The following is a 25,521-nucleotide window of genomic DNA, read 5'->3' as shown; positions in this document are numbered from 1 at the left end:
TGTTGAAGTATTAAATGAGGTGTTGTATATGGAGAATGAAATGCTGGAACGAGTAGAACAATTAGAAGAGAAGGTTAAGAGGTTAGAGGGAGAACTTGCAAGAACGATGAAAGCTCGAAAAATAAGTACCGTTCGGATGTTCGGGGAAGGGTTACTGTTTTTGGTATTTGGTGTGGTTGTAGTAGGGCCGATTATTGCCGTTGTAATCTCGATTTTTACTTGGCTTGCTGAAAAATAAAAATAAAATAAAATAAAATAAAAATAAAAAGAACGCTTGTTCTATACGAACAAACGTGCTATACTCTCCTTAGATAAACAAAACGGAAATGATTTTAAGGAGAGATAAATGATGAAAATGACAGTAGACCAAAGATTTATGATGCCAGCAGATGTTGTAGAGCGAGTGGAAGTATTACGAAACAAACAAAGCAAGCGTGGCACATTATTACAATCGGTAAATAATTTTTTCGGTTTAGATACGAAAGAAGATTGTGTTTGGTTTTACGGTTTTTATGGAGTGGCTGTAAGTATCTTGTTGTTTATGGTGTTCACTTCAAATATTTTCGATTTTCTCTTCGCGTAAGAAATATGCGATAAGGACATTGCTACCGAATACATATATAAGGAAGTAAGGTAATCTTCTAGAGCGGGAGTTGGTAGCAATGGCGATGTTTCCTATAGAGCGCAACTATATTGGATATGGAAGTTCACGACCGGGGATTCCTCTGACTAAAGTGAGATTTATTGTAAGCCATGATACGGGGAATCCTGGAAGCAATGCGATAGGGAATCGAGATTACTTTAATGAATTACAACCGAAAGCTTCGGCGCATACATTTATAGATGATAAAACAATATTGGAGATTATTCCTATAAATGAAGTTGCGTATCATGTTCGATATGGTGTGCCGACGGATAATGACTTATATGGCTATGACGCGAATAAGGCGGCCATTGGAGTGGAACTTTGTTATGGTGGTGATGTTAACTTTTGGGAAGCATATAATCGTTTTACATGGTATCATGCGTATTTATGCCAAAACTTTGGCTTAAATCCGAAAAAAGATATCGTGTCACATAAAACGCTTGATCCAGCTAGAAAGATTGATCCTGAGAATGTATTAGGGAAACAAGGTATTAAATTTCAGCAGTTTTTAGCAGATGTCTATCGGATGTACGTTTCGTTTAGATGACAAATATATGAAAAATGAATACAATAAAGATAGGTGCCTACTGCTGTAAGTAGGTTTTTTCTTGTTTTTATAAATAGTGTATTGGTAGAAGACTAGGAGTGGACGAGTATGCAGAAAGAAACAGTTATTATAATCGGAGGCGGTCCGTGCGGATTAGCGGCTGCAATTTCGTTGCAAAAGGTAGGGATAAATCCGTTAGTAATTGAAAAAGGAAACATTGTAAATGCCATTTATAATTATCCAACTCATCAAACATTTTTCTCTTCTAGTGAAAAATTAGAAATTGGTGATGTAGCTTTTATTACAGAAAATCGTAAGCCAGTTCGAAATCAAGCGCTTGCGTATTATCGTGAAGTAGTAAGACGTAAATCTGTACGTGTAAATGCTTTTGAGCGAGTGGAGAAAGTTCAAAAAGATGGAGAAGCTTTTCAGGTTGAGACGACAAAGCGTGACGGAAGTAAGGAAATATATATAGCGAAATATATTGTTGTAGCAACTGGATATTATGATAATCCAAATTATATGAATGTTCCAGGTGAGGAATTGAAGAAAGTAGCTCACTATTTTAAAGAGGGGCATCCTTATTTTGATCGAGATGTAGTAGTTATAGGTGGGAAAAACTCGAGTGTAGATGCCGCGTTAGAACTTGTTAAATCGGGTGCACGTGTAACGGTACTGTATCGTGGAAGTGAGTATTCACCAAGCATAAAGCCTTGGATTTTGCCGGAATTTGAGGCGTTAGTACGAAATGGTACAATTCAAATGCATTTTGGGGCTCATGTGAAAGAAATTACTGAGCATACATTAACGTTTACAGTTGATGGTGAAGCTCTTACAATCAAAAACGATTTTGTATTTGCGATGACTGGTTATCATCCTGATCATAGCTTCTTAACGAAGATGGGTGTTCAGATTGATGAAGAAACAGGACGTCCAATTTATACAGAGGATAGAATGGAAACGAATGCTGAAAATATTTTCATTGCAGGTGTCATTGCTGCTGGAAATAATGCAAATGAAATATTTATCGAGAACGGAAGATTTCATGGAGATGCGATTGCGCAAACCATTGCATCAAGAGAAAAATAAAAAGGAGCTGTCGGGAAAACCTCGACAGCTCCTTTTTATTCGTGCATAAACATATTTTGAATGGATTCATGAGAATTTGTATTCTCTAATGCAACAAGTAATTTAATGCGTGCTTTTTGTGCATTTAAGCCGTATGTGAATACAATGCCCATATCTTTTAAGTGTTTACCGCCACCTTCATACGAATATACGTCTTGAACGATACCGTTGAAACAGCGAGAAACTAATACGACAGGAATACCTCTATTTAATAATCTTTCTAGACTAGGTAGTGTTCTTGGAGGGAGATTACCTTGTCCAAGAGCTTCGATAACAATGCCGTCTACAGGAAGATTTTCGATTGCTGCTAATAATGTATCATCCATGCCAGCATATGCTTTTAGAACAACTACATTTTTAGACACTTTGTTTATCGTATATGTTTCGTGATGTACTAAAGCGTGATGGAAGACAACGCCGCGTTTTGTTACCATTCCAATTGGTCCGTATTGTGGGCTTTGGAATGTTGCAACATTACTTGTATGTGTTTTCGTTACATTTGTAGCGCAATGAATTTCGTCGTTTAATACGACTAAAACACCTTTTTCTGCAGCTTCATCACAACTAGCAACTTTTACAGCTGATAAGAAGTTATATAGACCATCAGCACCTAACTCATTGCTAGAGCGCATTGCACCTGTCACTACGATCGGAATAGTTGCTTGTACTGTTAAATCTAAGAAATAAGCTGTTTCTTCTAATGTATCCGTGCCATGCGTAATGACTACGCCATGAATGTTGTCTTGTTTTACTCTTTCATCAATGATGACTTGTAATTGTAACATTTCGCTCGGTGTCATATGAGGAGATGGTAGGTGGAACACATCTTCAACGATTAAATCAACATCGCCTTCTAAATCAGGAATGAATTTTAAAAGAGGATTTTTTTCACCTGGTTGTACGACCCCAGTTTCTTTATCTTCCTCCATTGCAATTGTTCCACCTGTGTGTAAAACTAGGATTCTTTTCAATGCTTATACCCCTTTCAAGTAAAAAAATACATTTAGAACATAACATGTTTTGAGTAAATTCGACAATGGAAATGTATAAAAGTATGCCTCGAAAATGACAATAAAATTAACTGCTATATGTACGATGTATAAAATCATGAAACGAAATGTGCAAATATAGTATAGGAGGGAAGAATTCCGGTGAAAAAGATGGAGAGAATTTTTATTCGTATATTAATAATACAATTCATTTGTCTTTCTGTTGTGCAATTGTTATTTATACATAAGTCATCAGTGAAATATTTATCTAAAATTGTTTATTATGAGGGTGTCATGGTAAAAAACAAAGTGGAAATCTTGCAGGTGAATAGGTAGTTTTCATTTTCTTCTATGAAGGATTATGCTACAATAATTGAGGATTTAATGACGTGAAGCAAATGAGAAGAAGCAGGGTGAACACCTGCTTTTCGTTTTGTTTTATAAGTGAAAAAATGAGGTGTTACAATGGATAAACGAATTTCAATTGCTATAGATGGTCCAGCAGCTGCTGGGAAAAGTACAGTGGCAAAAGTTGTTGCGAAGGAACTTTCTTACGTTTATATTGATACAGGCGCAATGTACCGTACGCTTACATATGCAGCCCTTGAACAAAAAGTAGACATTGAAAATGAAGAGCAGTTAATGGAAGTTGTAAAGAATGTAAATATTGAGTTTCAGCAAGGAGAAAATACACAGCTTGTATTTTTAAATGGACAAGATGTTTCTGAAGTAATTCGTACACCTGATGTGACGAATCGAGTATCTATTGTAGCGAAACATCGCCTTGTTCGTGAAGAAATGGTACGTCGTCAGCAAGAGTTAGCGAAAAAAGGCGGCGTTGTAATGGACGGCCGTGATATTGGTACACATGTATTACCGGATGCTGAAGTGAAAATCTTTATGCTTGCTTCTGTTGAAGAAAGAGCGGAAAGAAGACATTTAGAAAATTTAAATAAAGGTTTCGATTCTAATTTAGAGCAGCTAAAAGAAGAAATTGCTCAGCGTGATAAATTAGATTCAGAACGCGAAGTTTCTCCACTAAAAAAGGCTGATGATGCATTGGAATTAGATACGACTTCTTTATCAATTGAAGAAGTTGTCCAAAAAATTATGAGCATTGTTTCTGGAGTGTTTGCGAAATAAAGAAAGGGGATAGTCCTCTTTCTTTTTTTGTTTAAATAGAAATGTAAAGGATACGTGAATTGTGAGTCTCTTTCCTTGACAAATGAGCTGATTTGTAAGAAGTTAGTTAAAGAGGAATAAAACTGTCAGAATATATTCGCTATTATATTTCAAAACATACTTTTTTCAAGCTGGTTTTGCTGTATACTATTTATATAGGTTTAATATATTTTCTTGTGAATGTTATTGAAAAAGAGTATGTGATGAGAAATTCTTAAACATGCAAATGAAAACTTTGTTTTCATTTCGTATATACATAAAAAATGCTTTGTCAATTCTGTAGGGAGGTATTTCCATGGTAGAGAAAATGAATGAAGAAGTTATGGATTCAAAAGAATTACAAGTTGGTGACGTTGTTACAGGTTCTGTAACGAAGGTTGAAGAGAAACAAGTGCTTGTAAATGTTGGATACAAAACAGATGGCGTAATTCCAATTAGTGAATTAGCTAACGTTCATATTGAAAAAGCAAGCGATGTTGTAGAATTAGATCAAACACTAGAGTTGAAAATTATTAAATTAGAAGAAGATGATCTTGTCTTATCTAAACGTGCTGTTGATGCAGAAAAAGCATGGGTAGAACTACAAGAGAAATTTACTTCTGGTCATGTATTTGATGTTACTGTAAAAGATATTGTGAATGGCGGATTAGTTGTGGACCTTGGTGTTCGCGGTTTTATTCCAGCTTCACTTGTAGAAGTACATTATGTAGAAGACTTTACTGACTATAAAGGTAAAACATTAGCGGTGAAAATTGTTGAATTAGACCGTGAAAAAAATCGTGTAATCCTTTCGCATAAAGCGGTAGTAGAATTAGAACTAGATTCTAAGAAAAAAGAAGCAATTTCTTCATTAAAAGAAGGGGACGTTGTTGAAGGAACAGTACAACGATTAACTGACTTTGGCGCATTCGTTAACGTTGGTGGAGTGGACGGTTTAGTTCACATTTCACAAATTTCACACGAACGTGTAGAGCAACCTTCTGAAGTGTTAGAGCAAGGTCAAAAGGTTAAGGTAAAGGTGTTATCTGTTGATGCTGATACACAACGTATTTCTTTATCAATTAAAGCAGCTCAACCAGGACCTTGGGAAAACGTTGCTGGCGAAATAAAAGCTGGAGATATTCGTGAGGGAGTAGTAAAACGCCTTGTTACATTTGGTGCATTCGTTGAGATTTTACCGGGCGTTGAAGGGCTTGTACACGTATCTCAAATTGCAAATCGTCACGTGAAAAATCCGAATGAAGTATTGGAAATGGGACAAGAAGTAAAAGTGAAAGTACTTGAAGTTCACGTAGCAGAGAAACGTATTTCTTTAAGTATAAAAGAAGCGCTTGAGGAAAATAATGTAACTGAAGATTATAGTCAGTATGAGCCAAATGCTGATTCTGCTACTTTCCAATTAAGTGATATTATTGGTGAACAACTGAAAAAATTAAAGAAATAATGAGGGGTACAAGTGGTAAGGGCAAAACGTAAATTAGATCATATTGAATACGCTCTTTCTACTGGTCAGTCTCGTACGCATGGCTTTCATGATATTGATTTTGTGCATCAAAGCTTGCCAAATTCAAATTATGACACAATAACATGTGAAACAAAAATCGGCGAACTTTCACTAAGTTCGCCGATTTTTATCAATGCGATGACTGGTGGTGGAGGAGAGAAAACGTTACATATTAATGAGCAATTAGCATATGTAGCGAAACATCATAACCTTGCTATGGCTGTAGGTTCGCAAATGGCGGCGTTAAAAGATGAAAGTGAAGCTGCTTCTTATAAGGTGATTAGAAAGGTAAACCCAAATGGTATTTTCTTTGCTAATTTAGGTAGTGAGGCAACTATCGAGCAGGCAGAGCGCGCCGTTGATATGATTGAAGCGAATGCATTACAAATTCATTTAAATGTCATACAAGAGTTAACGATGCCAGAAGGAGACCGTGATTTTACTGGAGTACTTCAGCGCATTGAGAAAATTGTTTTAAATAGTAAAGTTCCTATCATTGTAAAAGAAGTTGGATTTGGGATGAGTAAGGAAACAATGCAACAGTTAGTGAACGTAGGTGTAACAGCAATTGATATTGGTGGGCAAGGTGGTACGAATTTTGCTGCTGTTGAAAACGAAAGAAGACAGCGAATGCTTTCTTATTTTAATAACTGGGGCATACAAACAGCAACCTCGATTATTGAAGCAACCTCTACAAATAATAACCTCTCTTTTATTGCATCTGGGGGTATACAAACAGCGCTTGACGTAGCGAAAGCAATCGCATTAGGGGCGAATACAACTGCGTTTGCTGGTTATTTTTTACGTATTTTAATGCAAGATGGTATCGAGAAGTTAGTAGATGAAATTGAGCTTCTACATACAGATTTGAAATTTATAATGACAGCTCTTGGTGCGAAGACGATAGAAGAGTTGCAATCTGTACCTCTTGTTGTAAAGGGTGAAACATATCATTGGTTAATGCAGCGTGGTATTGATACTGCGCATTATAGTAGGAGATAAAAAATCAACCATTCGGTTGATTTTTTTTTGTTCTATTCTTTTTCGTAATATAAAGTGGAGAATGGAATTAGTATTATATAAAAATATCATTTCGTAAAAATTGTAATTGAAAAAGGGTTGAAAAATGTAGATGGTGTGTTGTCGAATTACTGGAGAGAACTTAATTTTTAATGGGAATAGGTGAAGGTAAAAAGAAGTAATGGGAGGATATAGTATGCGAAATATTATTTCGATATAAATAGAAATCATTAAACTGATTATGTAAAAGACGGTTTCGTACAATATAGAAACCGTCTTTTTGTATTAATTAGTGCTGGTTTTGTTTTCGAGCCTGTTCTGGTGTATCAAGTCCAGTTGCACCTGGATATTGTAGTGATTGATCACGATCGGATTCAACGCGGCGTGATTCTCGTAGTTTTCGTTCTTGGCGATCTTTACCCATAATGAATAACACCTCCTTGTTAAAAGTGTTGCTGTTATAAGAAAAAACTATGCGTAAATAAAGTGGATTAACTTTCATAAAAAGTTCCCATAATGGAAAACATAGGAGGTGAAGTTGATGGATGGAAGTACTTTTTATTTTGTAGCTTGGATAGGGTGGATCATTGTAACCTTTTTTATGAAAAAGGACCCTATCCGATGGAAGTTAGGCGCTTGTATACTGATTTTTATAATTTGCTCTCCGTTACATGTAACGATTGCCTCATTCGTGATATCAGTAAATGCTCTTTTACTTTGTATTATTTCTTTTATAGGGATCACGCTATATTCCGTCTGGAAAAAATTGTATAGCTTACTTTCGGCACTTATTATTGCAATGTTATATACAAGTTTTCATCTGTTAGAAATATATGATCCGATTTGGATTGTGGTGGATAGAGTGTTTCTGCTAAGTAGTGCTCTTGTGTATGCATCGGTGTTATTGCATGGGGATCGCATATTACGATTATGTTCTCTATATGTAGGGATGTTACAAGGAGAGCTGCTAGTGACATTTATTTTTAGGAAATTGAATTTTCCATATGATTACGGTAGTTTAGCATTTTTTGATATCGTCGCCATTTCTACATTATTCATGGCAATATTGTTTTGGATTGCAAAAGCATCAGTATACATGGAACGGTTTAAGAGAAAAACACGTAAAAGAAAGGCGAGGGTAATACATGACTGAATATACACCAGCCATTTTATGCGGCGTAATAGCGGGGACAGTTACAAGGGTGCTAATGCTTCGGACGGATACGCGGCAATATCCGACGAGGCTACATGGGAAAATTATTCATATTGCAATGGGGTTAATTGCAGCTGCTTTAGGAGCGATTGCAATCCCGTCTATTTTGAAAAAAGATTTTTCTGCCATTACATTTCTTACATTAGCAGCGACACAATTTCGTGATGTACGTAATATGGAAAGAAATACGCTTCAACAATTAGATGGGTATGAGCTCGTACCGCGTGGAAATACATACATTGAAGGAATTGCATTGGTTTTTGAAAGTCGCAACTATTTGGCAATGTTAACGTCGTTTGCAACGACGTTTGCGTATATAGGATTCCGTTCATGGATTGCAGGAGTAATTATGGCTATAATCGCATTTTTTATCGCGAAAAAATTAATGTCTGGTAAAAGGCTACATGATCTTGTTGAAATTGAGCACGTTCCGCTTCGTTTTGAAGGAGCAGGGCTTTATATTGACAATATTTACATTATGAATATTGGATTGCCAGCAAGACAAGAAGAAATTATGAAATATGGTATGGGTTTTATTTTAAAGCCGAAATCAATTGATGCGATGGTTACAATCTCAAATTTAGGGCAACGACAAGCTATTTTACACGATGTTTCAGTAGCGTTAGGGATTTATAGAGATTCTGGTACACCAGCGCTTGTACCGTTAGCAAAGCGTGATTTAGAGGATGGCAGGGTTGGGATTTTTGTCCTGCCGCAAGATCAAGATGCAGAGAAAGCGATAGGTGTCATAGGAAATGTACCAACGTTAGAAAGTGCTGTCCATATGTCATCGGAAGCCCCAAAAGGAAGGGGAGATAAGAGATGATGTTAGAAAGTGTTATTCTGGCAGTTATAACAACGACTCCAGAAAAATTTGCAGGTGGTGCTCCTTTATTCGTTTGCGAATCGACGGAGGAACTAGAATTTGTTGCAAATAATTTAGAAGCAATTTTAGATGGTATTGCACATCGCTTACAAGAGAATGTATATATTATTGTGAAACATTAGCAACGTGTGTTATAATGTGAGGTGTTTTGATACGTTGAGAAATATTCTGGAATGCAAATCCCTTCTTGCACAAAGAAGGGTTTTTTACATAATAAACAGAAGCAAGTTGAAAGGATGAAAGTATATGCCGAAACCAGTAATAGCGATAGTAGGTCGCCCGAACGTAGGGAAATCTACTATTTTCAATAGAATTGTTGGAGAAAGAGTTTCAATCGTAGAAGATATTCCAGGTGTAACGCGCGATCGTATTTATAGCGCTGGAGAATGGTTAAATCATGAATTTAACATTATTGATACGGGCGGAATTGATATTGGAGACGAGCCGTTTTTGACACAAATTCGTCAACAAGCTGAAGTAGCAATTGATGAAGCGGATGTTATCATTTTTATGACAAACGGTCGTGACGGTGTAACAGCAGCTGATGAAGAAGTTGCAAAAATTTTATATCGTTCAAATAAACCGGTTGTACTTGCAGTAAATAAAGTGGACAATCCGGAAATGCGCAGTGACATTTATGACTTTTATGCATTAGGATTTGGCGAACCATTCCCAATTTCAGGTACACACGGATTAGGGTTAGGTGACTTACTAGACGAAGCTGCACAACATTTTCCAAAGATTGAAGAAGACGGATATGATGAAGACACAATTCGTTTCTCTTTAATTGGACGTCCAAACGTAGGGAAATCATCACTTGTAAATGCTCTTCTTGGTCAAGAGCGTGTAATTGTTAGTAATGTAGCAGGAACAACTCGTGATGCTGTCGATACACCATATAGTAAAGATGGAAAAGATTATGTAATTATTGATACAGCTGGTATGCGTAAAAAAGGAAAAGTGTATGAAAGTACAGAAAAATATAGTGTACTTCGTGCGCTAAGAGCGATTGAACGTTCTGACGTTGTTTTAGTCGTTTTAGATGGTGAAGAAGGAATTATTGAGCAAGATAAAAAAATCGCTGGATATGCTCATGATTCAGGGCGAGCTGTTGTTATCGTTGTAAATAAATGGGATGCAGTGAAAAAAGACGAAAAAACAATGAAAGCATTTGAAGAAAATATCCGTGCTCATTTCCAATTCTTAGAATACGCACCAATTGTTTTCTTATCTGCAAAAACGAGAAAACGTACACAAACATTAATACCGGTTATCGATGAGGTAAATGAAAGTCATAGTATCCGTATTCAAACGAACGTATTAAACGATGTAATTATGGATGCGGTAGCGATGAATCCGACGCCAACTCATAATGGTAGCCGTCTGAAAATTTTCTATGCAACACAAGTTGCGGTAAAACCACCGACATTTGTTGTGTTTGTAAACGATCCAGAATTATTGCACTTCTCATATGAGCGTTTCTTAAAGAATCGCTTACGTGAATCATTTGGCTTCGTAGGAACGCCGATTCACATTATCGCTAGAGCAAGAGACTAATGGAGAGGATGTGATTTTATGACAAAAATCACAGTAGTAGGAGCAGGTAGCTGGGGAACAGCGTTAGCGATGGTATTAGCTGACAATGGACATGATGTACGTATTTGGGGAAATCGCCCAGAACTTATGGATGAAATTAATACGAAACATGAGAATAGTCGATATCTCCCAGGCATTACATTGCCAAGCACAATCGTAGCCTACTCTTCTTTAGAAGAAGCATTAGTAGATGTAAATACAGTACTGCTAGTAGTACCAACGAAAGCGTACAGAGATGTATTACAAGAGATGAAAGAAATTGTTACTGAACCAATTACTTGGATTCATGCGAGCAAAGGAATTGAACCTGGTACGTCAAAACGTATTTCGGAAGTGATTGAGGAAGAAATTCCAGAGCACTTAATTAAAGATGTTGTTGTACTGTCTGGACCGAGTCATGCTGAAGAAGTCGGTTTACGACAAGCGACAACAGTTACGTCTGCAGCAAAGCGTATGGAAGCGGCTGAGGAAGTACAAGATTTATTTATGAATAGTTATTTTCGTGTATACACAAATCCAGATATCGTTGGAGTTGAACTTGGTGGTGCGTTAAAAAATATTATCGCATTAGCTGCTGGTATAACTGATGGTCTTGGATTAGGTGATAATGCAAAGGCGGCATTGATGACACGTGGTTTAACAGAGATTGCTCGTTTAGGAAGAAAAATGGGCGGGAATCCGTTAACGTTTGCTGGTCTAACTGGTATGGGAGACTTAATTGTAACTTGTACAAGTGTTCATAGCCGAAATTGGCGCGCTGGAAATATGCTTGGAAAAGGACACTCTTTAGAAGAAGTGTTAGAAAGCATGGGTATGGTTGTGGAAGGTGTAAGAACAACGAAAGCTGCTCATGAATTGGCAGAGAAAATGGAAGTTGAAATGCCGATTACAGCTGCTTTATATGACGTGCTGTTCAATGGGAATAACGTAAAAGATGCAGTAGGCTCATTGATGGGACGTGTTCGAAAACATGAAGTGGAAGCTATACCTGATTTACTGTAAAGAAAAGCGACAGAAGTACATTTGTACTTCTGTCGCTTTTTTATTTTTTGGGTCTTTTCACCATTTTTTCATTTTTGCATAGGATGAAGAGTAACTTGAGGAGAGGGTGAAAAGAATGGATAATAATATTTTTAATAATATTGAGAAGGAAGCGAAAGTAAATAAAGAGGATATTTTTAAATTAGCATCATCCGTGCAAAATGCGAATTTACGTGATGAAACTGTACTTCGTCAATTAATTCATCAAGTGGCTCTTATGGCGGGACGTGAAGTGCCGAAAGAGCAAGAGGATCAAATTGTAAAAGCGATTATTAATAATAATATGCCAACAGATTTTGGTTCGTTAAGCAAAATGTTTAAAAAATAAATTATGAGAAACAAAGAGTTTGGAGATTGCATATGATAGCCATGAAAGAATGGGAATAGAGCTGTTTTTGGGCATATTTGGTCAACCGAAGCGAGAGATACAATCGCTTCGGTTTTATTTTTGCCTAGATTGGTGAGAAATGCTGGAAAACCTATTGATTAAAGTTACATACTCGCGATTTGTAGTAAAATGTTCTTTTTGTATTTGTTTAAAGATTTTAATTTGTTAAAATAGTATAAAAATAGATTGATAAAAAGGGGTGTGTATATGTCAGAAGGGCTTATGAAAATGTGGCTGGCTTTAGGGGCAATTGGATTTATGTTTTTTGCAGTAAGTTTTATTTTATTAAGTAGACATAGAATAAAGAATAAATTTTTGAAAGGGATTACAGCGTTAGTAGCGTACACCCTTATGATTGTGTCAGGAATTGTTATTTTTCTTGTTGTATTTAGTGGACCTGTACAGCAGTAAATGGAATGGTCTCGAAAATACTACATACGGAGCAAATTAGATTAGTATGAAAAGGTGATGCTAGTGAAAAAATTCCATATTATTTTAATATTTTGTTGTATGAGCCTTTTAACGGGGTGTCTGTATCCGAAAGAAAATATGAAGCAAAATGCGGTTCCTTATGAAGATCAGCTACAGGTTGTTCAAAAAGCTGTTGTGACATTTAAGGAGCAAAATGATGGGATATTGCCAATTAAGACGAGGGATATGAGTACACCTATTTATCAAAAGTATCCAATCGATTTTCAACAGATTGCCCCGCGTTACATACAAGAAGCGCCAGGGAATGCGTATGAAAGTGGAGGAGTATATCAATACGTATTAATAGACGTTGAAACAAATCCGACAGTAAAGTTAATTGATGTTAGGATGGCTGAACAAATTCAGGAACTATCTTTAAAGCTTAGGATGTATCGTGATGAACATCAATATCCACCTTTTAAAAAAGTAATTTCAGATGGTGTATATGAATTGGATTTCAAAAAACTAGGATATAAAGATGTGCCACAAGTGACAAGCCCATATTCTGGTAAAGGACTTCCTTTTGTAATTAATGAAAAAGGAGAAGTTTTTGTTGATTATAGAATCGACCTATATGACGCTTTGAAAAAAAATGAAGGGCAGTTTACAGAGGGAGAAGATATTCGAAATATACTTTCGAAAGGTTCCCCGTTTGTACCAGCTTATTCTTTACCGTACACAGTAAAGGACGGAGAACCAATTTTTTTAAAATGATAAGTCATGAACCTTTCTTTTAGTGAATAAGTTCTAGAAGAAAGGTTTTTTATGTTATACAACTTACGATGCAAACAAAAGATATTTTTTAATAGTCATATGAAATTGGACAAAATTATATGATATATTGTCCGAACTTCTAGAATACCATTATATTATATCAGATATTATAGGCAACGTTAGAGAAGGTATTAGTTGACTATAAACGCGGAATTATTCCCAAAAATTTTGAGGGAGGGAATCACTTGGAAAAGGTAGATATTTTTAAAGATATTGCAGAACGAACAGGCGGTGATATTTATTTTGGAGTTGTAGGAGCTGTTCGAACAGGGAAATCAACATTCATTAAAAAATTTATGGAACTTGTAGTTATTCCAAATATTGAGAATGAGTCTGACCGTCAAAGAGCGCAGGATGAATTGCCTCAAAGTGCTGCTGGTCGTACAATTATGACGACGGAACCGAAGTTTGTTCCAAACCAAGCGGTTTCTATCGAAGTAGATGAAGGACTTGAAGTGAATATTCGATTAGTAGATTGTGTTGGATATACGGTTCCTGGAGCGAAGGGCTATGAAGATGAGAATGGCCCGCGTATGATTAATACCCCTTGGTATGAAGAACCTATTCCATTCCATGAAGCTGCAGAAATCGGCACGCGTAAAGTAATTCAAGAACATTCAACAATTGGTGTTGTAATTACAACAGATGGAACAATTGGTGAAATTCCAAGAAGAGATTATATAGAGGCAGAAGAACGCGTTGTAAATGAGTTGAAAGAAGTAGGAAAACCTTTCATTATGATAATTAATACGGTACAGCCGTATCATCCAGATACAGAGCAATTACGCCAAAGTTTATCAGAAGAATATGATATCCCGGTTATTGCAATGAGTGTGGAGAGTTTAAGAGAAACAGATGTATATAATGTACTTCGTGAAGCGCTATTTGAATTCCCTGTATTAGAAGTGAATGTGAACCTTCCGAGTTGGGTAATGGTGCTAAATGAAGGGCATTGGTTGCGTCAAAGTTATCAAGAAGCAGTTCAAGAAACTGTGAAGGATATAAAACGTCTTCGTGATGTGGATCGCGTTGTTTGGCAGTTTAGTCAATATGAATTTATTGATCGAGCGAGCCTAGCTGGCATTGATATGGGGCAAGGTGTGGCGGAGATTGATTTATATGCGCCAGATGAATTATATGATCAGATTTTAAAAGAAGTAGTAGGAGTAGAAATTCGAGGGAAAGATCATTTGTTAAAGCTTATGCTCGATTTATCTCATGCGAAAATAGAGTACGATCAAGTGGCGGATGCACTGCGTATGGTTAAGCAAACAGGATATGGTGTAGCAGCACCTGCATTAGCGGATATGAGCTTAGATGAGCCAGAAATTATTCGTCACGGTTCAAGGTTTGGTGTGAAGTTAAAAGCGGTAGCGCCATCTATTCATATGATTAAAGTAGATGTAGAGTCAACGTTTGAGCCGATTATTGGTACTGAAAAGCAAAGTGAAGAATTAGTTCGTTATTTAATGCAAGATTTTGAAGATGACCCGTTATCAATTTGGAATTCTGATATATTTGGACGTTCACTTAGCTCGATTGTTCGAGAAGGAATTCAGGCGAAATTATCTTTAATGCCAGAAAATGCTAGATATAAATTAAAAGAAACGCTAGAAAGAATTATTAATGAAGGATCTGGCGGATTAATTGCGATTATACTATAAGAAAAAATCCCTCTCATTGTAGAGGGATTTTTTGTTTTTTTTGATTATAAAATAGAAAAATAAACAGTCATTATCTAATACATTGTTGTAAATTGTCAAGTTTCATCAGATTTTCACATTTTAAGAGTAACAATTTCCTTAAAAATATTGAATTATAAAGGAGAATCGTATAATATAGGCGTTGATAATGATTTATCTACATCTTTGTAGTATAGAATTTGCAAAAATTGCCTACAAATGAAAGTAAGACTCATTTTATGATCATTATACAGTCTTATCTTTGGGAGGAGGTGAATGGCATGAACAAGACAGATTTAATCAATGCTGTTGCAGAAGCAAGTTCCCTTTCTAAAAAGGACGCAACAAAAGCAGTAGACGCTGTTTTTGATTCTATCTTAGAAGCTTTAAAACAAGGTGATAAAGTACAACTGATCGGATTCGGTAACTTCGAAGTTCGTGAGCGTGCGGCTCGTAAAGGTCGTAACCCACAAACAGGTGAGGAGATTGAAATCGCTGCAAGTAAAGTACCTGCATTCAAACCTGGTAAAGCGTTAAAAGATGCGGTTAAATAATCCTTACATATTAACAGGGAAGAAGAGTTTCCTTTTTGGGAACTCTTCTTTTTGCTTTTAAAAACATAAATATGCTAGAATGTGTTCGTATCACTTTTAGGTTTTCGGGAGGGCTAGCGGATGGCAAAAGTTAATTTAGAACAAATTGAACATGCAGTACGCCTTATTTTAGAGGCGATTGGGGATGACCCAAATCGTGAGGGAGTACTTGATACACCAAAGCGTGTTGCAAAAATGTACGCAGAAGTGTTCTCAGGTATGCATGAAGATCCGAAAGAGCATTTGCATAAAGTATTCGGAGAAGATCACGAAGAGCTTGTACTAGTAAAAGATATACCATTTTATTCGATGTGTGAGCATCATTTAGTACCATTCTATGGAGTTGCTCACGTTGCATATATTCCGCAAGGTGGAAAGGTAACAGGGTTAAGTAAATTAGCTCGTACCGTAGATACAATTGCACGTCGCCCACAACTGCAAGAACGTATTACATCAACAGTAGCGAACTCTATTATGGAAGTACTAGAGCCTCATGGTGTAATGGTAGTAGTAGAAGCAGAACATATGTGTATGACGATGCGTGGTGTGAAAAAACCAGGTGCGAAAACAGTAACGACAGCAGTGCGTGGTGTGCTTGAAAATGATGCTGCAGCGCGCAGTGAAATTTTATCGTTTATTAAAACGAAGTAAAGAAAAGCGGGAAACTGCTTTTCTTTTTTTTTTTAGTAAATAAATGATATAGTTTTAACTAGACAGAGTGAGATTAGAAAGATTGCTTACATGAATGGTAGGTGTAGCCAAGTTTTGGTTATAGAAAATAGAGTGTATGTGTTATAATAAGTTTTATGAATTAGAAAACAAGGGTGATTTTTTGTGTGTGACATCTACGGAGGGTATGCGGGTATAAAAGAAAAATTGATGGAGAAATTACGCCATCCTTATTTTATAAACTATATTGAAGAACCATTTATTGATGAAGAAAAGATAGCATTGTTATATGGTGCTTTAAAGAGTGCAAACTTACATATAGAACAAATTGAGCATTACGTAGTAACAATTATGCTTGTACAAATTGCGCTTGATACGCATGAAAGGGTATCAAATAAAGCAGGCGAGGAAGAGATTGAATTCCATAAATGTCGTCAATTAACAGTACTTGCAGGCGATTACTATAGTGGACTATATTATTATTTATTGTCTATGAATCGTGATATTGTTTTAATTCGTGCACTTGCTGAAGGAATTAAAGAGATAAATGAACACAAAATTATGTTATACCAAAAAGCGCATGAAACGACGGATGACATAATGAAAAGCATAGTAACGATTGAGTCTGCGCTCCTTCAAAAAACATGTGATCATTTTCAGTTATCACATTGGAAGCCATTTATCACATACGTATTAGGTGGAAATCGCCTTCAAAAAGAAATTCAATTGTATGCTGATAAGCAACATTCACCTGTTTTTCAAGCTATGCAAGATGCTTTAGGGGATAAAGCAGAAGTAGTGATTAATGGTTGGATGAAGGAATTGAGAAAGAAAGAAAAACAATTTTTAGAAAATCACACAGACATAAATGAAATAAATTCTGTGTTAAGGAATAAATAGAAGACATAAGCAATTTTACATTGGAAGAAGGTACGAGCATGCAACAATCAAAAGAAGAAAGAGTACATGACGTATTTGAAAAGATTTCTGATAAATACGATGTGATGAATTCTGTAATTAGTTTTCAAAGACATAAAGCGTGGCGGAAAGAAACGATGCGAATTATGGATGTACAACCAGGCAGTCAAGCGCTTGATGTATGCTGTGGAACCGCAGATTGGACAATTGCGCTAGCTGGAGCCGTAGGTGAGCAAGGAAAGGTTGTTGGCTTAGACTTCAGTGAAAATATGTTATCTGTTGGTAAGCAAAAGGTAGAGGCGTTACAATTAAAACAAGTAGAACTTCTACATGGGAATGCAATGGAACTTCCGTTTGAAGATAATACGTTTGATTATGTGACGATTGGGTTTGGTTTACGTAACGTACCGGATTATATGCACGTATTAAAAGAAATGACGCGTGTAGTAAAACCAGGTGGAAAAGTAATCTGTTTAGAAACATCTCAACCAACAATGATTGGTTTTCGACAAGGGTATATTTTATACTTTAAATATATCATGCCGTTATTTGGAAAGATGTTTGCGAAAAGTTATAAAGAATATTCATGGCTTCAAGAATCTGCTAGTACGTTCCCAGGGATGAAAGAATTGGCTCAAATGTTTGAGCAAGCTGGACTTGAACGTGTGCAAGTGAAACCATTTACTTTTGGGGTAGCAGCAATGCATTTAGGAATTAAACCAGAATCAAAATAGAAAAAAGAAGTTTTAGGTTAAGGTGAACAATATGAAGTTACAACTTATGTACTCTTTTTTACGATCGGATATTAATGTGATAGAAAAAGAATTAAAAAAGACAGTCGCTTCTGAACAGCCATTAGTAGAAGAGGCAGCATTACAGCTTATTGAAGCTGGTGGGAAACGAATTCGTCCTGTATTTGTGTTGCTTGCAGGGAAATTTGGAGATTATAAGTTAGATGCGATTAAGCATGTTGCTGTTGCGTTAGAACTTATTCATATGGCTTCTCTTGTTCACGATGATGTTATTGATGCTGCATTTTTACGACGCGGCAGTGCGACTGTGAATGCGAAATGGGGAGATCGTATTGCGATGTATACAGGGGACTATCTGTTCGCTAAGTCTCTTGAATGTATAACCAATATCGAAATTCCAGAGGCACATCAAGCGTTATCACATACTATTTTAGAAGTCTGTAAAGGTGAAATTGAACAAATTAAAGATAAATACAATTATGACCAAAATTTAAGAACGTATTTAAGAAGAATAAAGCGAAAAACAGCATTATTAATTGCCGCGAGTTGTCAATTGGGAGCGATTGCTGCTGGTGCTAATCGTGATACGGTAAATCGTCTATTTTGGTATGGGTATTTTGTAGGAATGTCTTATCAAATTATTGATGACATTTTAGACTTCGTTTCTACAGAAGAGAAACTTGGAAAACCTGCTGGTGGGGATTTACTACAAGGGAATATTACACTTCCTGCTTTATATGCGATGGAAGATCCCGTACTTCGTCAGAAAATCACATCTGTACATGAAAATTCAACAGCAAGTGAAATGCAAGAAATTATTGATGCTGTAAAAAATAGTACAGCAATTGATCAAGCATTTGCGTTTAGTGAACGTTATTTACATAAAGCTTTAGAAATAATAAAACCACTCCCACGTGGAAAAGCAAAGTACGCATTACAAAATGTTGCAAAGTATATTGGAAAACGAAAATTTTAAGGTTTATTCTAAAAAATAAAATAATCTCTCTATTTCAAAACTATTGCACAATTGTGATAAGGGTGATAATATGTGTGTGGGGATATACAATTACATACATAATTCAGAAGTGGAGAGATTTTTTATGGAAAAAACATTTCTAATGGTAAAACCAGACGGTGTACAACGTGCCTTCATTGGGGAAATTGTAGCTCGTTTTGAGAAAAAAGGCTTTCAATTAGTTGGTGCAAAATTAATGCAAGTCACTCCAGAAATTGCTGGACAACACTACGCTGAGCATAAGGAAAAACCTTTCTTTGGTGAGTTAGTAGACTTTATTACATCTGGACCTGTATTCGCAATGGTATGGCAAGGTGAAGGTGTAGTAGATACAGCTCGTAACATGATGGGGAAAACAAGACCACATGAAGCAGCTCCTGGAACAATTCGTGGAGATTTCGGTGTAACTGTTGCGAAAAACATTATCCATGGTTCTGATTCTTTAGAAAGCGCAGAGCGCGAGATTGCTATTTTCTTTAAAGAAGAAGAATTAGTTGACTACTCAAAATTAATGAATGAATGGATTTACTAATTATTTTGAAATAATTTGTAAACGCTTTAATCACTGTGATAATAGTAAAAAGTGCAAGGAGAATAGGGGTATTCTTCTTGCACTTTTTTTATTTTCAGTTAGTTACGAAGTTTGAACTGTTATGATATGTTGATATTTAAATTAGGACTATCGGAAATATAGAATAAGAAAATGGTCGGTTTATGATATAATTTCTTTAATATTTTTAGAATGATAAAAGTTAATATAGTGAGATAAATACATATACGAAAAGAGGAATAACGTATGCGATATATTACAGCTGGTGAATCTCATGGTCCACAACTTACAACGATTATAGAAGGTGTTCCGGCAGGATTGTCTTTAGTAGCAGATGATATAAACGAAGAGTTAGCTAGAAGGCAAAAGGGATATGGGCGCGGTAGACGCATGCAAATTGAAACGGATCAAGTGCAAATTTTAAGTGGTGTTAGACATGGAGAAACATTAGGTTCCCCTATTGCACTTGTTGTTGAAAATCGTGATTTTGCACACTGGACAAAAATTATGGGGGCGGAGCCTTTAACTGAGCAAGAAGAAAAAGAGATGAAAAGGAAAGTGACAAAACCAAGGCCTGGGCATGCTGATTTAAATGGTGCGATTAAATATGGTCATAGAGATATGAGGAATGTACTGGAACGTTCGTCAGCGCGCGAAACGACGGTGCGTGTTGCTGCTGGTGCGGTTGCTAAAAAGGTGTTAGCAGAACTTGGTATTAAAGTAGCGGGCCATGTAATTGAAATTGGCGGTGTACAAGCTAAGGAGATTACGTATAGTTCAATTGAAGAATTAAAGAGTATTACCGAAGCATCTCCTGTACGTTGCTTAGATGACGAAGCTGGTAACCAAATGATGAAAGCGATTGATGATGCGAAAGCAAATGGTGATTCAATTGGTGGAATCGTTGAAGTAATTGTGGAAGGGATGCCAATTGGAGTAGGTAGCTACGTGCATTATGATCGAAAACTGGATGCGAAATTAGCAGCTGCAATTATGAGTATTAATGCTTTTAAAGGTGTCGAGATTGGAATTGGTTTTGAAGCAGCGCATAGACCAGGAAGTGAAGTTCATGATGAAATTCTGTGGAATGAGGAGCATGGATATACACGAAGAACAAATAATGCAGGTGGATTAGAAGGCGGTATGACGACTGGAATGCCAATTGTTGTGCGCGGTGTGATGAAACCGATACCTACACTTTATAAACCTCTTCAAAGTGTAGATATTGATACGAAAGAGCCTTTTACAGCGAGCATTGAACGTTCAGATAGTTGTGCAGTGCCAGCAGCTAGTGTCGTTGCAGAAGCGGTTGTGGCTTGGGAATTAGCGACAGCTTTAATAGAACAATTCGGATTAGATCGTATGGAACTAATTCGTGAAAATATTGAGAAACATAATGAATATGCGAGGGGATTTTAATGGGAAACATACATATTCAAACGAAATCAAAAGAATATGATGTACATGTTGGTAAAGAAGTGTTGTCAAACTTAACAACGATCGTTCAGAATATGCAGCCAGCGGTATCTAACGTAATGATTATTTCAGATGAAGCTGTTGCATCACTACATTTACAGACAGTTATCGATGCATTACAAGTAGAGCAGCACGTGTTTTCGTTTGTTGTACCAAGTGGCGAAAAAGAGAAGTCTTTCGAAAATTTCTATGCGGCTCATACGTCAGCTCTTGAAAATAAATTAGATAGAAATTCTTTAATTCTTGCACTTGGAGGCGGAATGATTGGAGATTTAGCTGGTTTTGTTGCTGCATCGTTTATGCGTGGTATTCGCTTTGTGCAGGTTCCGACAACTTTATTAGCGCACGATAGCGCAGTGGGTGGGAAAGTAGCGATTAACCATCCGTTAGGTAAAAATATGATTGGTGCATTCCATCAGCCAGAAGCAGTTGTATATCATACACCGTTTTTACAGTCTCTTCCTGAAAAAGAGTGGCGTTCAGGTTATGCAGAGGTGATAAAGCATGCTCTTATCGGTGATGTGGAGCTATACCATTGGTTAAAAGAAGAAGTGCAAACATTAGCGGATCTTCATGATGAGAAGTTAATCCATATATTAACGAAGGCGATTCCTGTAAAGGCAAATGTTGTGTCACAAGATGAAACAGAGAAGGGTGTACGTGCTCATTTGAATTTTGGACATACGTTAGGACATGCTCTTGAAAAAGAGCTAGGGTATGGAAATATTACTCACGGTGACGGTGTAGCGGTTGGAATGTTATTCGCCATATTTTTAAGTGAGCAAGTGTACAAGGTTGATCTTGCTTATGAAGATATGAAGCAGTGGTTCTTGAAATACGGCTATCCAAAAATGCCAGGAGATTTGAATGTAGAGCGCCTCGTTCAATTGATGAAACAAGATAAGAAAGCAAATGCAGGAGCAATTCATATGGTGCTTATGCAGGAATATGGGGTAGTGAATGTCGTATCTATTTCAGATGAGACTGTTCATATTGCGTTAGAGGCATTTCAAAAAGATATGGTTTAAAATGATAGCGAAGTGCTGTGAAGTGCTCATTTAGAGGTATTCTCGTAATAGTGACGGTTATGACAAAAGATTACAGTAAGGGGCTATAACCGTATTGTAATCAAATTGAATGAAATGACTGGGGGAAGAAAAATGAGAGTGAAAGAGCAATTGTTAACTTTGAGAGCGTATGTGCCTGGGAAAAACATTGAAGAAGTAAAACGAGAATATGGTTTATCAAAAATTGTGAAATTAGCATCCAACGAAAATCCATTCGGTTGCTCAGCACGTGTGACAGAAGCATTAACTTCTTTAGCGAGCCAATATGCCCTTTATCCAGATGGATATGCCTTTGAACTTCGGACAAAAATAGCGGAACATTTAGGTGTAAAAGCAGAACAACTACTATTTGGTAGTGGATTAGATGAAGTCATTCAAATGATTAGCCGAGCGTTACTACATGAAGGAACAAACGTTGTAATGGCGAATCCTACGTTTTCACAATATCATCACCATGCTGTTATTGAAGGAGCAGAAGTTCGTGAAGTATCACTTAAAGATGGTATTCACGATTTAGATGCAATGCTAGAGCAAGTAGATGAGAAAACGAAAATTGTATGGATTTGTAATCCGAATAATCCAACAGGTACATATGTTGAGAAACAAAAATTACTTTCATTTTTAGAATCAGTTCCTAAGTCGGCTCTCGTTATTATGGACGAAGCATATTATGAATACGCGGAAGCAGAAGACTATCCGCAAACATTACCACTTCTTGAAAAGTATGAAAATCTTATGGTTTTACGCACGTTTTCAAAAGCATATGGTTTAGCTGCTTTTCGTATCGGATATGCGATTGGGGATGCGAAGTTAATTGGACAGCTAGAAGTAGCTAGGTTACCATTCAATACATCAACTGTAGCCCAATCTGTAGCACTCGCTGCATTAGAAGATCAAGCTTTTTTACAAGATTGTGTGCAAAAGAATGCTGAAGGTTTAAATCAGTATTATGCATTTTGTAAAGAATATAACGTATTCTATTATCCATCTCAAACAAATTTCATTTTCTTAAAACTCGGTATACCAGGTAATGAAGCTTTCGAACGATTAATGAAAAAAGGATATATCGTTCGTTCTGGTGCTGCATTTGGTATCGATGATGGTATTCGTATTACTGTCGGTTTGAAGGAAGAAAATGATGAAATTATAGAGTTACTGAAAGAGCTTGTAAATGAGCAAGTACAGAAAGAAGAAACATATTCTTAAGAGATTGTGAAGGCTCCTATTATAGGAGCCTTTTTTATCGCATTCAAAATAAAGGTTGAAGACTGCTAATTAAGTTATTCTGTAAACCACGGTTTGTATGGCTTGATAATTAGTGAGAGAAGTTATTTGCACGGTCATAAAAGAAAGCGGTACAATAGAAGATGATGATAAGGTATCGGTGTCATATCCGAACCTTTTGAACAATTAACTACTCTGTAGGAAGAAGTATAAGAAGAAGCATGCTCATTCTAAAGGTTGCGTTCTAACAGTGAGTTGCTTATGATAAATGAACAGAAGAGAATATTTTTTAGAATTAAAGGAGACGTTTATGCAAAAGTTTGAACAAGCTGTTTCATATATTGAAAATGGTGAAGCAGAAAAAGGATTACAATTATTAAAAGAACAATTAAAAATTGCGAATGATGAAGAGAAGTATGATATCGCTCGTTACTATCATACACTTGGATTTACAGATGAGGCATTAGCAATTACTGAAGACTTACGTTTACTGTATCCAGAAGAAAGTGAATTCACTGTATTTTTAGCAGAATTATATATTGATCTAGATAAAGAAGATGAAGCGATTGAAGTGCTTCATGATATTCCAGAAAATGACGATTTATATGTTCAATCGTTATTACTTGTTGCAGATTTATTCCAAATGCAAGGTTTTGATGATGTAGCAGAGCAAAAACTATTAAAGGCGAAAGAAATGATGCCTGATGAACCTGTTATTACGTTTGGGTTAGCAGAATTATATAGTAGTAAAGGTGAAGAACAAAAGGCAATTACTTATTATGAATCGCTATTAGCGGAACATAAAGTAATGGGTGGTGTTGTGATCGCACTTCGCCTCGCAGAAACGTTAAGCGCGATCGGAAACTGGGAAGAAGCGATTTCTTATTATGAAGCAGGCCTAGAGGAACAAAAAGATATTCACTCATTATTTGGATATGCCTTCACATTATACCAAGGTGAAGAATATCAGAGAGCAATTGGTGCTTGGCAAGAATTAAAAGAATTAGACCCTGAGTACGCATCACTGTACATGTATTTAGCGAAAAGCTATGAAAAAGAAGGAATGCTTCAAGAAAGCTATGAAACGCTTCATGAAGGAATTAAAGTAGATGAGCTTTCAGTTCCATTTTATGTAGAGTTAGCGAACATTGCGGCGAAATTAGGAAAAATAGTAGAAGCAGAGGAAGTTCTTCAAAAAGCGCTTGAGTTAGATCCAGGGCATTTAGGTGCAACATTAAAATATGCATATATCTTAAAAGAACAAGAAAAGTACGAAGAGTTAATTGCAATTGTAGAGCGTGCTATTGATAGTGGAGAACCAGATACACAACTACTTTGGGATCTTGCGTATGCAAAAAAACAATTAGAAATGTATTCGGATGCATTAAAACACTATGAAAGTGCATATACTTCTTTTAAGAATCATCCAGACTTCTTAGAAGAGTACGGTTATTTCTTATTGGAAGAAGGAAAACGAAAAGAGGCGAAAGAAGTATTTACCCAGTTATTACAACTAGACCCGACACAAATTCATATTGAAGAGTTGTTATATAATTTAGAGGATTTTTCATAAGTTGGAAGGAAACTGAATGCCGCTTCTTGAATCTAAAAAGAAAAGAGAAAGACAGAGGAGGGACTTAATTGCTATGAATACCCCTGTTTCTGTAAACGAGAAGAAGGATTTTGTAAAATGGTTTTTGAATAATTACCAACTGAAACAGCGTGAATGTGTATGGATTCTGAATTATTTAATGAGTCACGACCAATTGATGCATAAAGTCCACTTCGTAGAGCATGCAAAATATTGTCCGCGTGGCTTAGTGATGTCAGCGAATTGTGTGAAAGACACACCGTTTCACTTTTTTAAACAAAATGTTATGACAACAGATGCTGAAAAATCGTTTCATGATATTCGTTTAAATCGAGATGAGGATATTTATATTCAACTCAACTTTAAATCATCGTTTCAAAATGCGAATTATGTAGCTGTATTAGAAGAAAACCCATATCTACCAAAGCATATTGAAGTAAATGAAAAAGATCGTTTACTTGCAGAAAGGTTTTTGGAAGAAAGTGTATTTTCGTTTAGGAGAGAACGCCTTTTGAAACAAATTGATGAAGCGTTAGATAAGCAAGATAAGGAAGCGTTTCATAGATTAACGGCAGAGTTAAAAACTTTATAGAATTTAT

Annotated in this window: 30 protein-coding genes; 28 read left to right on the top strand and 2 right to left on the bottom strand. The window is 36.3% G+C overall.

Annotated features, from left to right (window positions below):
• The first annotated feature begins 28 nt into the window (after nucleotides 1–28).
• The 4 genes from ACTFR3_RS09145 (at nucleotide 29) to ACTFR3_RS09130 (ending at nucleotide 2,282) form a co-directional block, all read left to right on the top strand.
• Nucleotides 29–238, top strand: a complete 210-nt coding sequence (locus ACTFR3_RS09145; RefSeq protein WP_000426763.1) for a hypothetical protein — start codon at nucleotides 29–31, stop codon at nucleotides 236–238.
• A 108-nt stretch (nucleotides 239–346) separates the two neighbouring features.
• Nucleotides 347–583: a DUF3961 domain-containing protein gene (locus ACTFR3_RS09140; protein ID WP_097949100.1), complete on the top strand. Its 237-nt coding sequence runs from the start codon at nucleotides 347–349 to the stop codon at nucleotides 581–583.
• Between the two features lie 79 nt (nucleotides 584–662).
• Nucleotides 663–1,193 carry a peptidoglycan recognition protein family protein gene (locus ACTFR3_RS09135; RefSeq protein WP_001240655.1) on the top strand — a complete coding sequence of 177 codons (531 nt, stop codon included), beginning with the start codon at nucleotides 663–665 and terminating at the stop codon, nucleotides 1,191–1,193.
• Between the two features lie 108 nt (nucleotides 1,194–1,301).
• Nucleotides 1,302–2,282: a YpdA family putative bacillithiol disulfide reductase gene (locus ACTFR3_RS09130; RefSeq protein WP_001168522.1), complete on the top strand. Its 981-nt coding sequence runs from the start codon at nucleotides 1,302–1,304 to the stop codon at nucleotides 2,280–2,282.
• 35 nt (nucleotides 2,283–2,317) lie between these two features.
• Here the strand turns inward: ACTFR3_RS09130 and ansA are convergent, their stop codons facing one another.
• Nucleotides 2,318–3,292 carry an asparaginase gene (gene ansA, locus ACTFR3_RS09125; RefSeq protein WP_000822010.1) on the bottom strand — a complete coding sequence of 325 codons (975 nt, stop codon included), beginning with the start codon at nucleotides 3,290–3,292 and terminating at the stop codon, nucleotides 2,318–2,320.
• Nucleotides 3,293–3,472: 180 nt separating this feature from the next.
• On the opposite strand from ansA, the gene ACTFR3_RS09120 reads away from it, so the two are divergent.
• The 4 genes from ACTFR3_RS09120 (at nucleotide 3,473) to ACTFR3_RS09105 (ending at nucleotide 6,998) form a co-directional block, all read left to right on the top strand.
• Nucleotides 3,473–3,646: a YpfB family protein gene (locus tag ACTFR3_RS09120; protein WP_000738057.1), complete on the top strand. Its 174-nt coding sequence runs from the start codon at nucleotides 3,473–3,475 to the stop codon at nucleotides 3,644–3,646.
• 129 nt (nucleotides 3,647–3,775) lie between these two features.
• Complete coding sequence (gene cmk / locus ACTFR3_RS09115; protein ID WP_000361252.1) at nucleotides 3,776–4,453, top strand: (d)CMP kinase; 678 nt, start codon at nucleotides 3,776–3,778, stop codon at nucleotides 4,451–4,453.
• Nucleotides 4,454–4,787: 334 nt separating this feature from the next.
• Nucleotides 4,788–5,936, top strand: coding sequence for a 30S ribosomal protein S1 (rpsA, locus tag ACTFR3_RS09110; RefSeq protein ID WP_000229559.1), 1,149 nt, complete (start codon nucleotides 4,788–4,790; stop codon nucleotides 5,934–5,936).
• Between the two features lie 12 nt (nucleotides 5,937–5,948).
• Nucleotides 5,949–6,998, top strand: a complete 1,050-nt coding sequence (locus ACTFR3_RS09105) for a type 2 isopentenyl-diphosphate Delta-isomerase (protein WP_000251036.1) — start codon at nucleotides 5,949–5,951, stop codon at nucleotides 6,996–6,998.
• 307 nt (nucleotides 6,999–7,305) lie between these two features.
• Here ACTFR3_RS09105 and ACTFR3_RS09100 read toward each other — a convergent pair whose 3' ends face one another.
• Nucleotides 7,306–7,440, bottom strand: coding sequence for a YpzI family protein (locus ACTFR3_RS09100; protein ID WP_000513900.1), 135 nt, complete (start codon nucleotides 7,438–7,440; stop codon nucleotides 7,306–7,308).
• Nucleotides 7,441–7,557: 117 nt separating this feature from the next.
• Between ACTFR3_RS09100 and ACTFR3_RS09095 the strand changes: the two genes are divergently transcribed.
• The 20 genes from ACTFR3_RS09095 (at nucleotide 7,558) to ACTFR3_RS09000 (ending at nucleotide 25,514) form a co-directional block, all read left to right on the top strand.
• Nucleotides 7,558–8,169 carry a YphA family membrane protein gene (locus ACTFR3_RS09095; protein WP_440044367.1) on the top strand — a complete coding sequence of 204 codons (612 nt, stop codon included), beginning with the start codon at nucleotides 7,558–7,560 and terminating at the stop codon, nucleotides 8,167–8,169.
• Nucleotides 8,162–9,055, top strand: coding sequence for a YIEGIA family protein (locus tag ACTFR3_RS09090; protein ID WP_000141596.1), 894 nt, complete (start codon nucleotides 8,162–8,164; stop codon nucleotides 9,053–9,055). Before ACTFR3_RS09095 ends, ACTFR3_RS09090 begins: the two co-directional genes overlap by 8 nt.
• Complete coding sequence (locus ACTFR3_RS09085) at nucleotides 9,052–9,237, top strand: capping complex subunit for YIEGIA (protein WP_000979059.1); 186 nt, start codon at nucleotides 9,052–9,054, stop codon at nucleotides 9,235–9,237. The genes ACTFR3_RS09090 and ACTFR3_RS09085 overlap by 4 nt, the downstream gene beginning before the upstream one ends.
• 124 nt (nucleotides 9,238–9,361) lie before the next feature.
• On the top strand, nucleotides 9,362–10,672 hold the full coding sequence (gene der, locus ACTFR3_RS09080) for a ribosome biogenesis GTPase Der (RefSeq protein ID WP_001125893.1): 1,311 nt from the start codon (nucleotides 9,362–9,364) through the stop codon (nucleotides 10,670–10,672).
• 18 nt (nucleotides 10,673–10,690) lie between these two features.
• Nucleotides 10,691–11,713, top strand: a complete 1,023-nt coding sequence (locus ACTFR3_RS09075) for an NAD(P)H-dependent glycerol-3-phosphate dehydrogenase (protein WP_000161763.1) — start codon at nucleotides 10,691–10,693, stop codon at nucleotides 11,711–11,713.
• 115 nt (nucleotides 11,714–11,828) lie between these two features.
• Nucleotides 11,829–12,080 carry a stage VI sporulation protein F gene (locus ACTFR3_RS09070; protein WP_000369754.1) on the top strand — a complete coding sequence of 84 codons (252 nt, stop codon included), beginning with the start codon at nucleotides 11,829–11,831 and terminating at the stop codon, nucleotides 12,078–12,080.
• Nucleotides 12,081–12,347: 267 nt separating this feature from the next.
• Nucleotides 12,348–12,551: a DUF2768 domain-containing protein gene (locus tag ACTFR3_RS09065; protein ID WP_001289008.1), complete on the top strand. Its 204-nt coding sequence runs from the start codon at nucleotides 12,348–12,350 to the stop codon at nucleotides 12,549–12,551.
• Between the two features lie 63 nt (nucleotides 12,552–12,614).
• Complete coding sequence (locus ACTFR3_RS09060; RefSeq protein WP_000713407.1) at nucleotides 12,615–13,325, top strand: hypothetical protein; 711 nt, start codon at nucleotides 12,615–12,617, stop codon at nucleotides 13,323–13,325.
• Nucleotides 13,326–13,570: 245 nt separating this feature from the next.
• Nucleotides 13,571–15,049 (top strand): stage IV sporulation protein A, encoded by a 1,479-nt coding sequence (gene spoIVA, locus ACTFR3_RS09055; RefSeq protein ID WP_000416519.1) that lies wholly within the window; start codon nucleotides 13,571–13,573, stop codon nucleotides 15,047–15,049.
• Nucleotides 15,050–15,348: 299 nt separating this feature from the next.
• Nucleotides 15,349–15,621 carry an HU family DNA-binding protein gene (locus tag ACTFR3_RS09050; RefSeq protein WP_001043860.1) on the top strand — a complete coding sequence of 91 codons (273 nt, stop codon included), beginning with the start codon at nucleotides 15,349–15,351 and terminating at the stop codon, nucleotides 15,619–15,621.
• Nucleotides 15,622–15,741: 120 nt separating this feature from the next.
• On the top strand, nucleotides 15,742–16,311 hold the full coding sequence (gene folE / locus ACTFR3_RS09045; protein ID WP_001151482.1) for a GTP cyclohydrolase I FolE: 570 nt from the start codon (nucleotides 15,742–15,744) through the stop codon (nucleotides 16,309–16,311).
• A gap of 183 nt (nucleotides 16,312–16,494) precedes the next feature.
• Nucleotides 16,495–17,229, top strand: a complete 735-nt coding sequence (locus ACTFR3_RS09040; protein ID WP_000332847.1) for a heptaprenyl diphosphate synthase component 1 — start codon at nucleotides 16,495–16,497, stop codon at nucleotides 17,227–17,229.
• 38 nt (nucleotides 17,230–17,267) lie between these two features.
• Nucleotides 17,268–17,981 carry a 2-heptaprenyl-1,4-naphthoquinone methyltransferase gene (gene menG / locus ACTFR3_RS09035; protein WP_001187674.1) on the top strand — a complete coding sequence of 238 codons (714 nt, stop codon included), beginning with the start codon at nucleotides 17,268–17,270 and terminating at the stop codon, nucleotides 17,979–17,981.
• Between the two features lie 31 nt (nucleotides 17,982–18,012).
• Nucleotides 18,013–18,975 (top strand): heptaprenyl diphosphate synthase component II, encoded by a 963-nt coding sequence (gene hepT, locus ACTFR3_RS09030; RefSeq protein WP_000776077.1) that lies wholly within the window; start codon nucleotides 18,013–18,015, stop codon nucleotides 18,973–18,975.
• A 124-nt stretch (nucleotides 18,976–19,099) separates the two neighbouring features.
• Nucleotides 19,100–19,546 carry a nucleoside-diphosphate kinase gene (ndk, locus tag ACTFR3_RS09025; protein WP_000415883.1) on the top strand — a complete coding sequence of 149 codons (447 nt, stop codon included), beginning with the start codon at nucleotides 19,100–19,102 and terminating at the stop codon, nucleotides 19,544–19,546.
• A 264-nt stretch (nucleotides 19,547–19,810) separates the two neighbouring features.
• Entirely contained in the window at nucleotides 19,811–20,983 is a 1,173-nt protein-coding gene (aroC, locus tag ACTFR3_RS09020) for a chorismate synthase (protein ID WP_001269384.1), read from the top strand.
• On the top strand, nucleotides 20,983–22,068 hold the full coding sequence (aroB, locus tag ACTFR3_RS09015; RefSeq protein ID WP_000526819.1) for a 3-dehydroquinate synthase: 1,086 nt from the start codon (nucleotides 20,983–20,985) through the stop codon (nucleotides 22,066–22,068). The genes aroC and aroB overlap by 1 nt, the downstream gene beginning before the upstream one ends.
• 132 nt (nucleotides 22,069–22,200) lie before the next feature.
• The gene (gene hisC, locus ACTFR3_RS09010) at nucleotides 22,201–23,313 is read left to right on the top strand and encodes a histidinol-phosphate transaminase (protein WP_001264019.1); all 1,113 of its coding nucleotides are present in this window, start codon (nucleotides 22,201–22,203) and stop codon (nucleotides 23,311–23,313) included.
• A gap of 328 nt (nucleotides 23,314–23,641) precedes the next feature.
• Nucleotides 23,642–24,904 carry a tetratricopeptide repeat protein gene (locus ACTFR3_RS09005; RefSeq protein ID WP_001168671.1) on the top strand — a complete coding sequence of 421 codons (1,263 nt, stop codon included), beginning with the start codon at nucleotides 23,642–23,644 and terminating at the stop codon, nucleotides 24,902–24,904.
• A gap of 73 nt (nucleotides 24,905–24,977) precedes the next feature.
• Nucleotides 24,978–25,514 (top strand): ReoY family proteolytic degradation factor, encoded by a 537-nt coding sequence (locus ACTFR3_RS09000; protein ID WP_001095925.1) that lies wholly within the window; start codon nucleotides 24,978–24,980, stop codon nucleotides 25,512–25,514.
• The last annotated feature ends 7 nt before the right edge of the window (nucleotides 25,515–25,521 follow it).

Origin of the sequence: Bacillus cereus group sp. MYBK14-1, from assembly GCF_051916885.1 — a bacterium.
In the GTDB taxonomy this organism is placed as follows: Bacteria; Bacillota; Bacilli; order Bacillales; family Bacillaceae_G; genus Bacillus_A; species Bacillus_A cereus.
This window is presented reverse-complemented; position numbering and strand designations above follow the sequence as displayed.

What these genes read in the sequence shown, in the direction of transcription:
- ACTFR3_RS09145 (WP_000426763.1), top strand. Translation starts at nt 29, where the DNA reads ATGGAGAATGAAATGCTGGAACGAGTAGAACAATTAGAAGAGAAGGTT.
- ACTFR3_RS09140 (WP_097949100.1), top strand. Translation starts at nt 347, where the DNA reads ATGATGAAAATGACAGTAGACCAAAGATTTATGATGCCAGCAGATGTT.
- ACTFR3_RS09135 (WP_001240655.1), top strand. Translation starts at nt 663, where the DNA reads ATGGCGATGTTTCCTATAGAGCGCAACTATATTGGATATGGAAGTTCA.
- ACTFR3_RS09130 (WP_001168522.1), top strand. Translation starts at nt 1,302, where the DNA reads ATGCAGAAAGAAACAGTTATTATAATCGGAGGCGGTCCGTGCGGATTA.
- cmk (WP_000361252.1), top strand. Translation starts at nt 3,776, where the DNA reads ATGGATAAACGAATTTCAATTGCTATAGATGGTCCAGCAGCTGCTGGG.
- rpsA (WP_000229559.1), top strand. Translation starts at nt 4,788, where the DNA reads ATGGTAGAGAAAATGAATGAAGAAGTTATGGATTCAAAAGAATTACAA.
- ACTFR3_RS09100 (WP_000513900.1), bottom strand. Translation starts at nt 7,440, where the DNA reads ATGGGTAAAGATCGCCAAGAACGAAAACTACGAGAATCACGCCGCGTT.
- ACTFR3_RS09095 (WP_440044367.1), top strand. Translation starts at nt 7,558, where the DNA reads ATGGATGGAAGTACTTTTTATTTTGTAGCTTGGATAGGGTGGATCATT.
- ACTFR3_RS09090 (WP_000141596.1), top strand. Translation starts at nt 8,162, where the DNA reads ATGACTGAATATACACCAGCCATTTTATGCGGCGTAATAGCGGGGACA.
- ACTFR3_RS09085 (WP_000979059.1), top strand. Translation starts at nt 9,052, where the DNA reads ATGATGTTAGAAAGTGTTATTCTGGCAGTTATAACAACGACTCCAGAA.
- der (WP_001125893.1), top strand. Translation starts at nt 9,362, where the DNA reads ATGCCGAAACCAGTAATAGCGATAGTAGGTCGCCCGAACGTAGGGAAA.
- ACTFR3_RS09075 (WP_000161763.1), top strand. Translation starts at nt 10,691, where the DNA reads ATGACAAAAATCACAGTAGTAGGAGCAGGTAGCTGGGGAACAGCGTTA.
- ACTFR3_RS09070 (WP_000369754.1), top strand. Translation starts at nt 11,829, where the DNA reads ATGGATAATAATATTTTTAATAATATTGAGAAGGAAGCGAAAGTAAAT.
- ACTFR3_RS09065 (WP_001289008.1), top strand. Translation starts at nt 12,348, where the DNA reads ATGTCAGAAGGGCTTATGAAAATGTGGCTGGCTTTAGGGGCAATTGGA.
- ACTFR3_RS09050 (WP_001043860.1), top strand. Translation starts at nt 15,349, where the DNA reads ATGAACAAGACAGATTTAATCAATGCTGTTGCAGAAGCAAGTTCCCTT.
- folE (WP_001151482.1), top strand. Translation starts at nt 15,742, where the DNA reads ATGGCAAAAGTTAATTTAGAACAAATTGAACATGCAGTACGCCTTATT.
- menG (WP_001187674.1), top strand. Translation starts at nt 17,268, where the DNA reads ATGCAACAATCAAAAGAAGAAAGAGTACATGACGTATTTGAAAAGATT.
- hepT (WP_000776077.1), top strand. Translation starts at nt 18,013, where the DNA reads ATGAAGTTACAACTTATGTACTCTTTTTTACGATCGGATATTAATGTG.
- ndk (WP_000415883.1), top strand. Translation starts at nt 19,100, where the DNA reads ATGGAAAAAACATTTCTAATGGTAAAACCAGACGGTGTACAACGTGCC.
- aroC (WP_001269384.1), top strand. Translation starts at nt 19,811, where the DNA reads ATGCGATATATTACAGCTGGTGAATCTCATGGTCCACAACTTACAACG.
- aroB (WP_000526819.1), top strand. Translation starts at nt 20,983, where the DNA reads ATGGGAAACATACATATTCAAACGAAATCAAAAGAATATGATGTACAT.
- hisC (WP_001264019.1), top strand. Translation starts at nt 22,201, where the DNA reads ATGAGAGTGAAAGAGCAATTGTTAACTTTGAGAGCGTATGTGCCTGGG.
- ACTFR3_RS09005 (WP_001168671.1), top strand. Translation starts at nt 23,642, where the DNA reads ATGCAAAAGTTTGAACAAGCTGTTTCATATATTGAAAATGGTGAAGCA.
- ACTFR3_RS09000 (WP_001095925.1), top strand. Translation starts at nt 24,978, where the DNA reads ATGAATACCCCTGTTTCTGTAAACGAGAAGAAGGATTTTGTAAAATGG.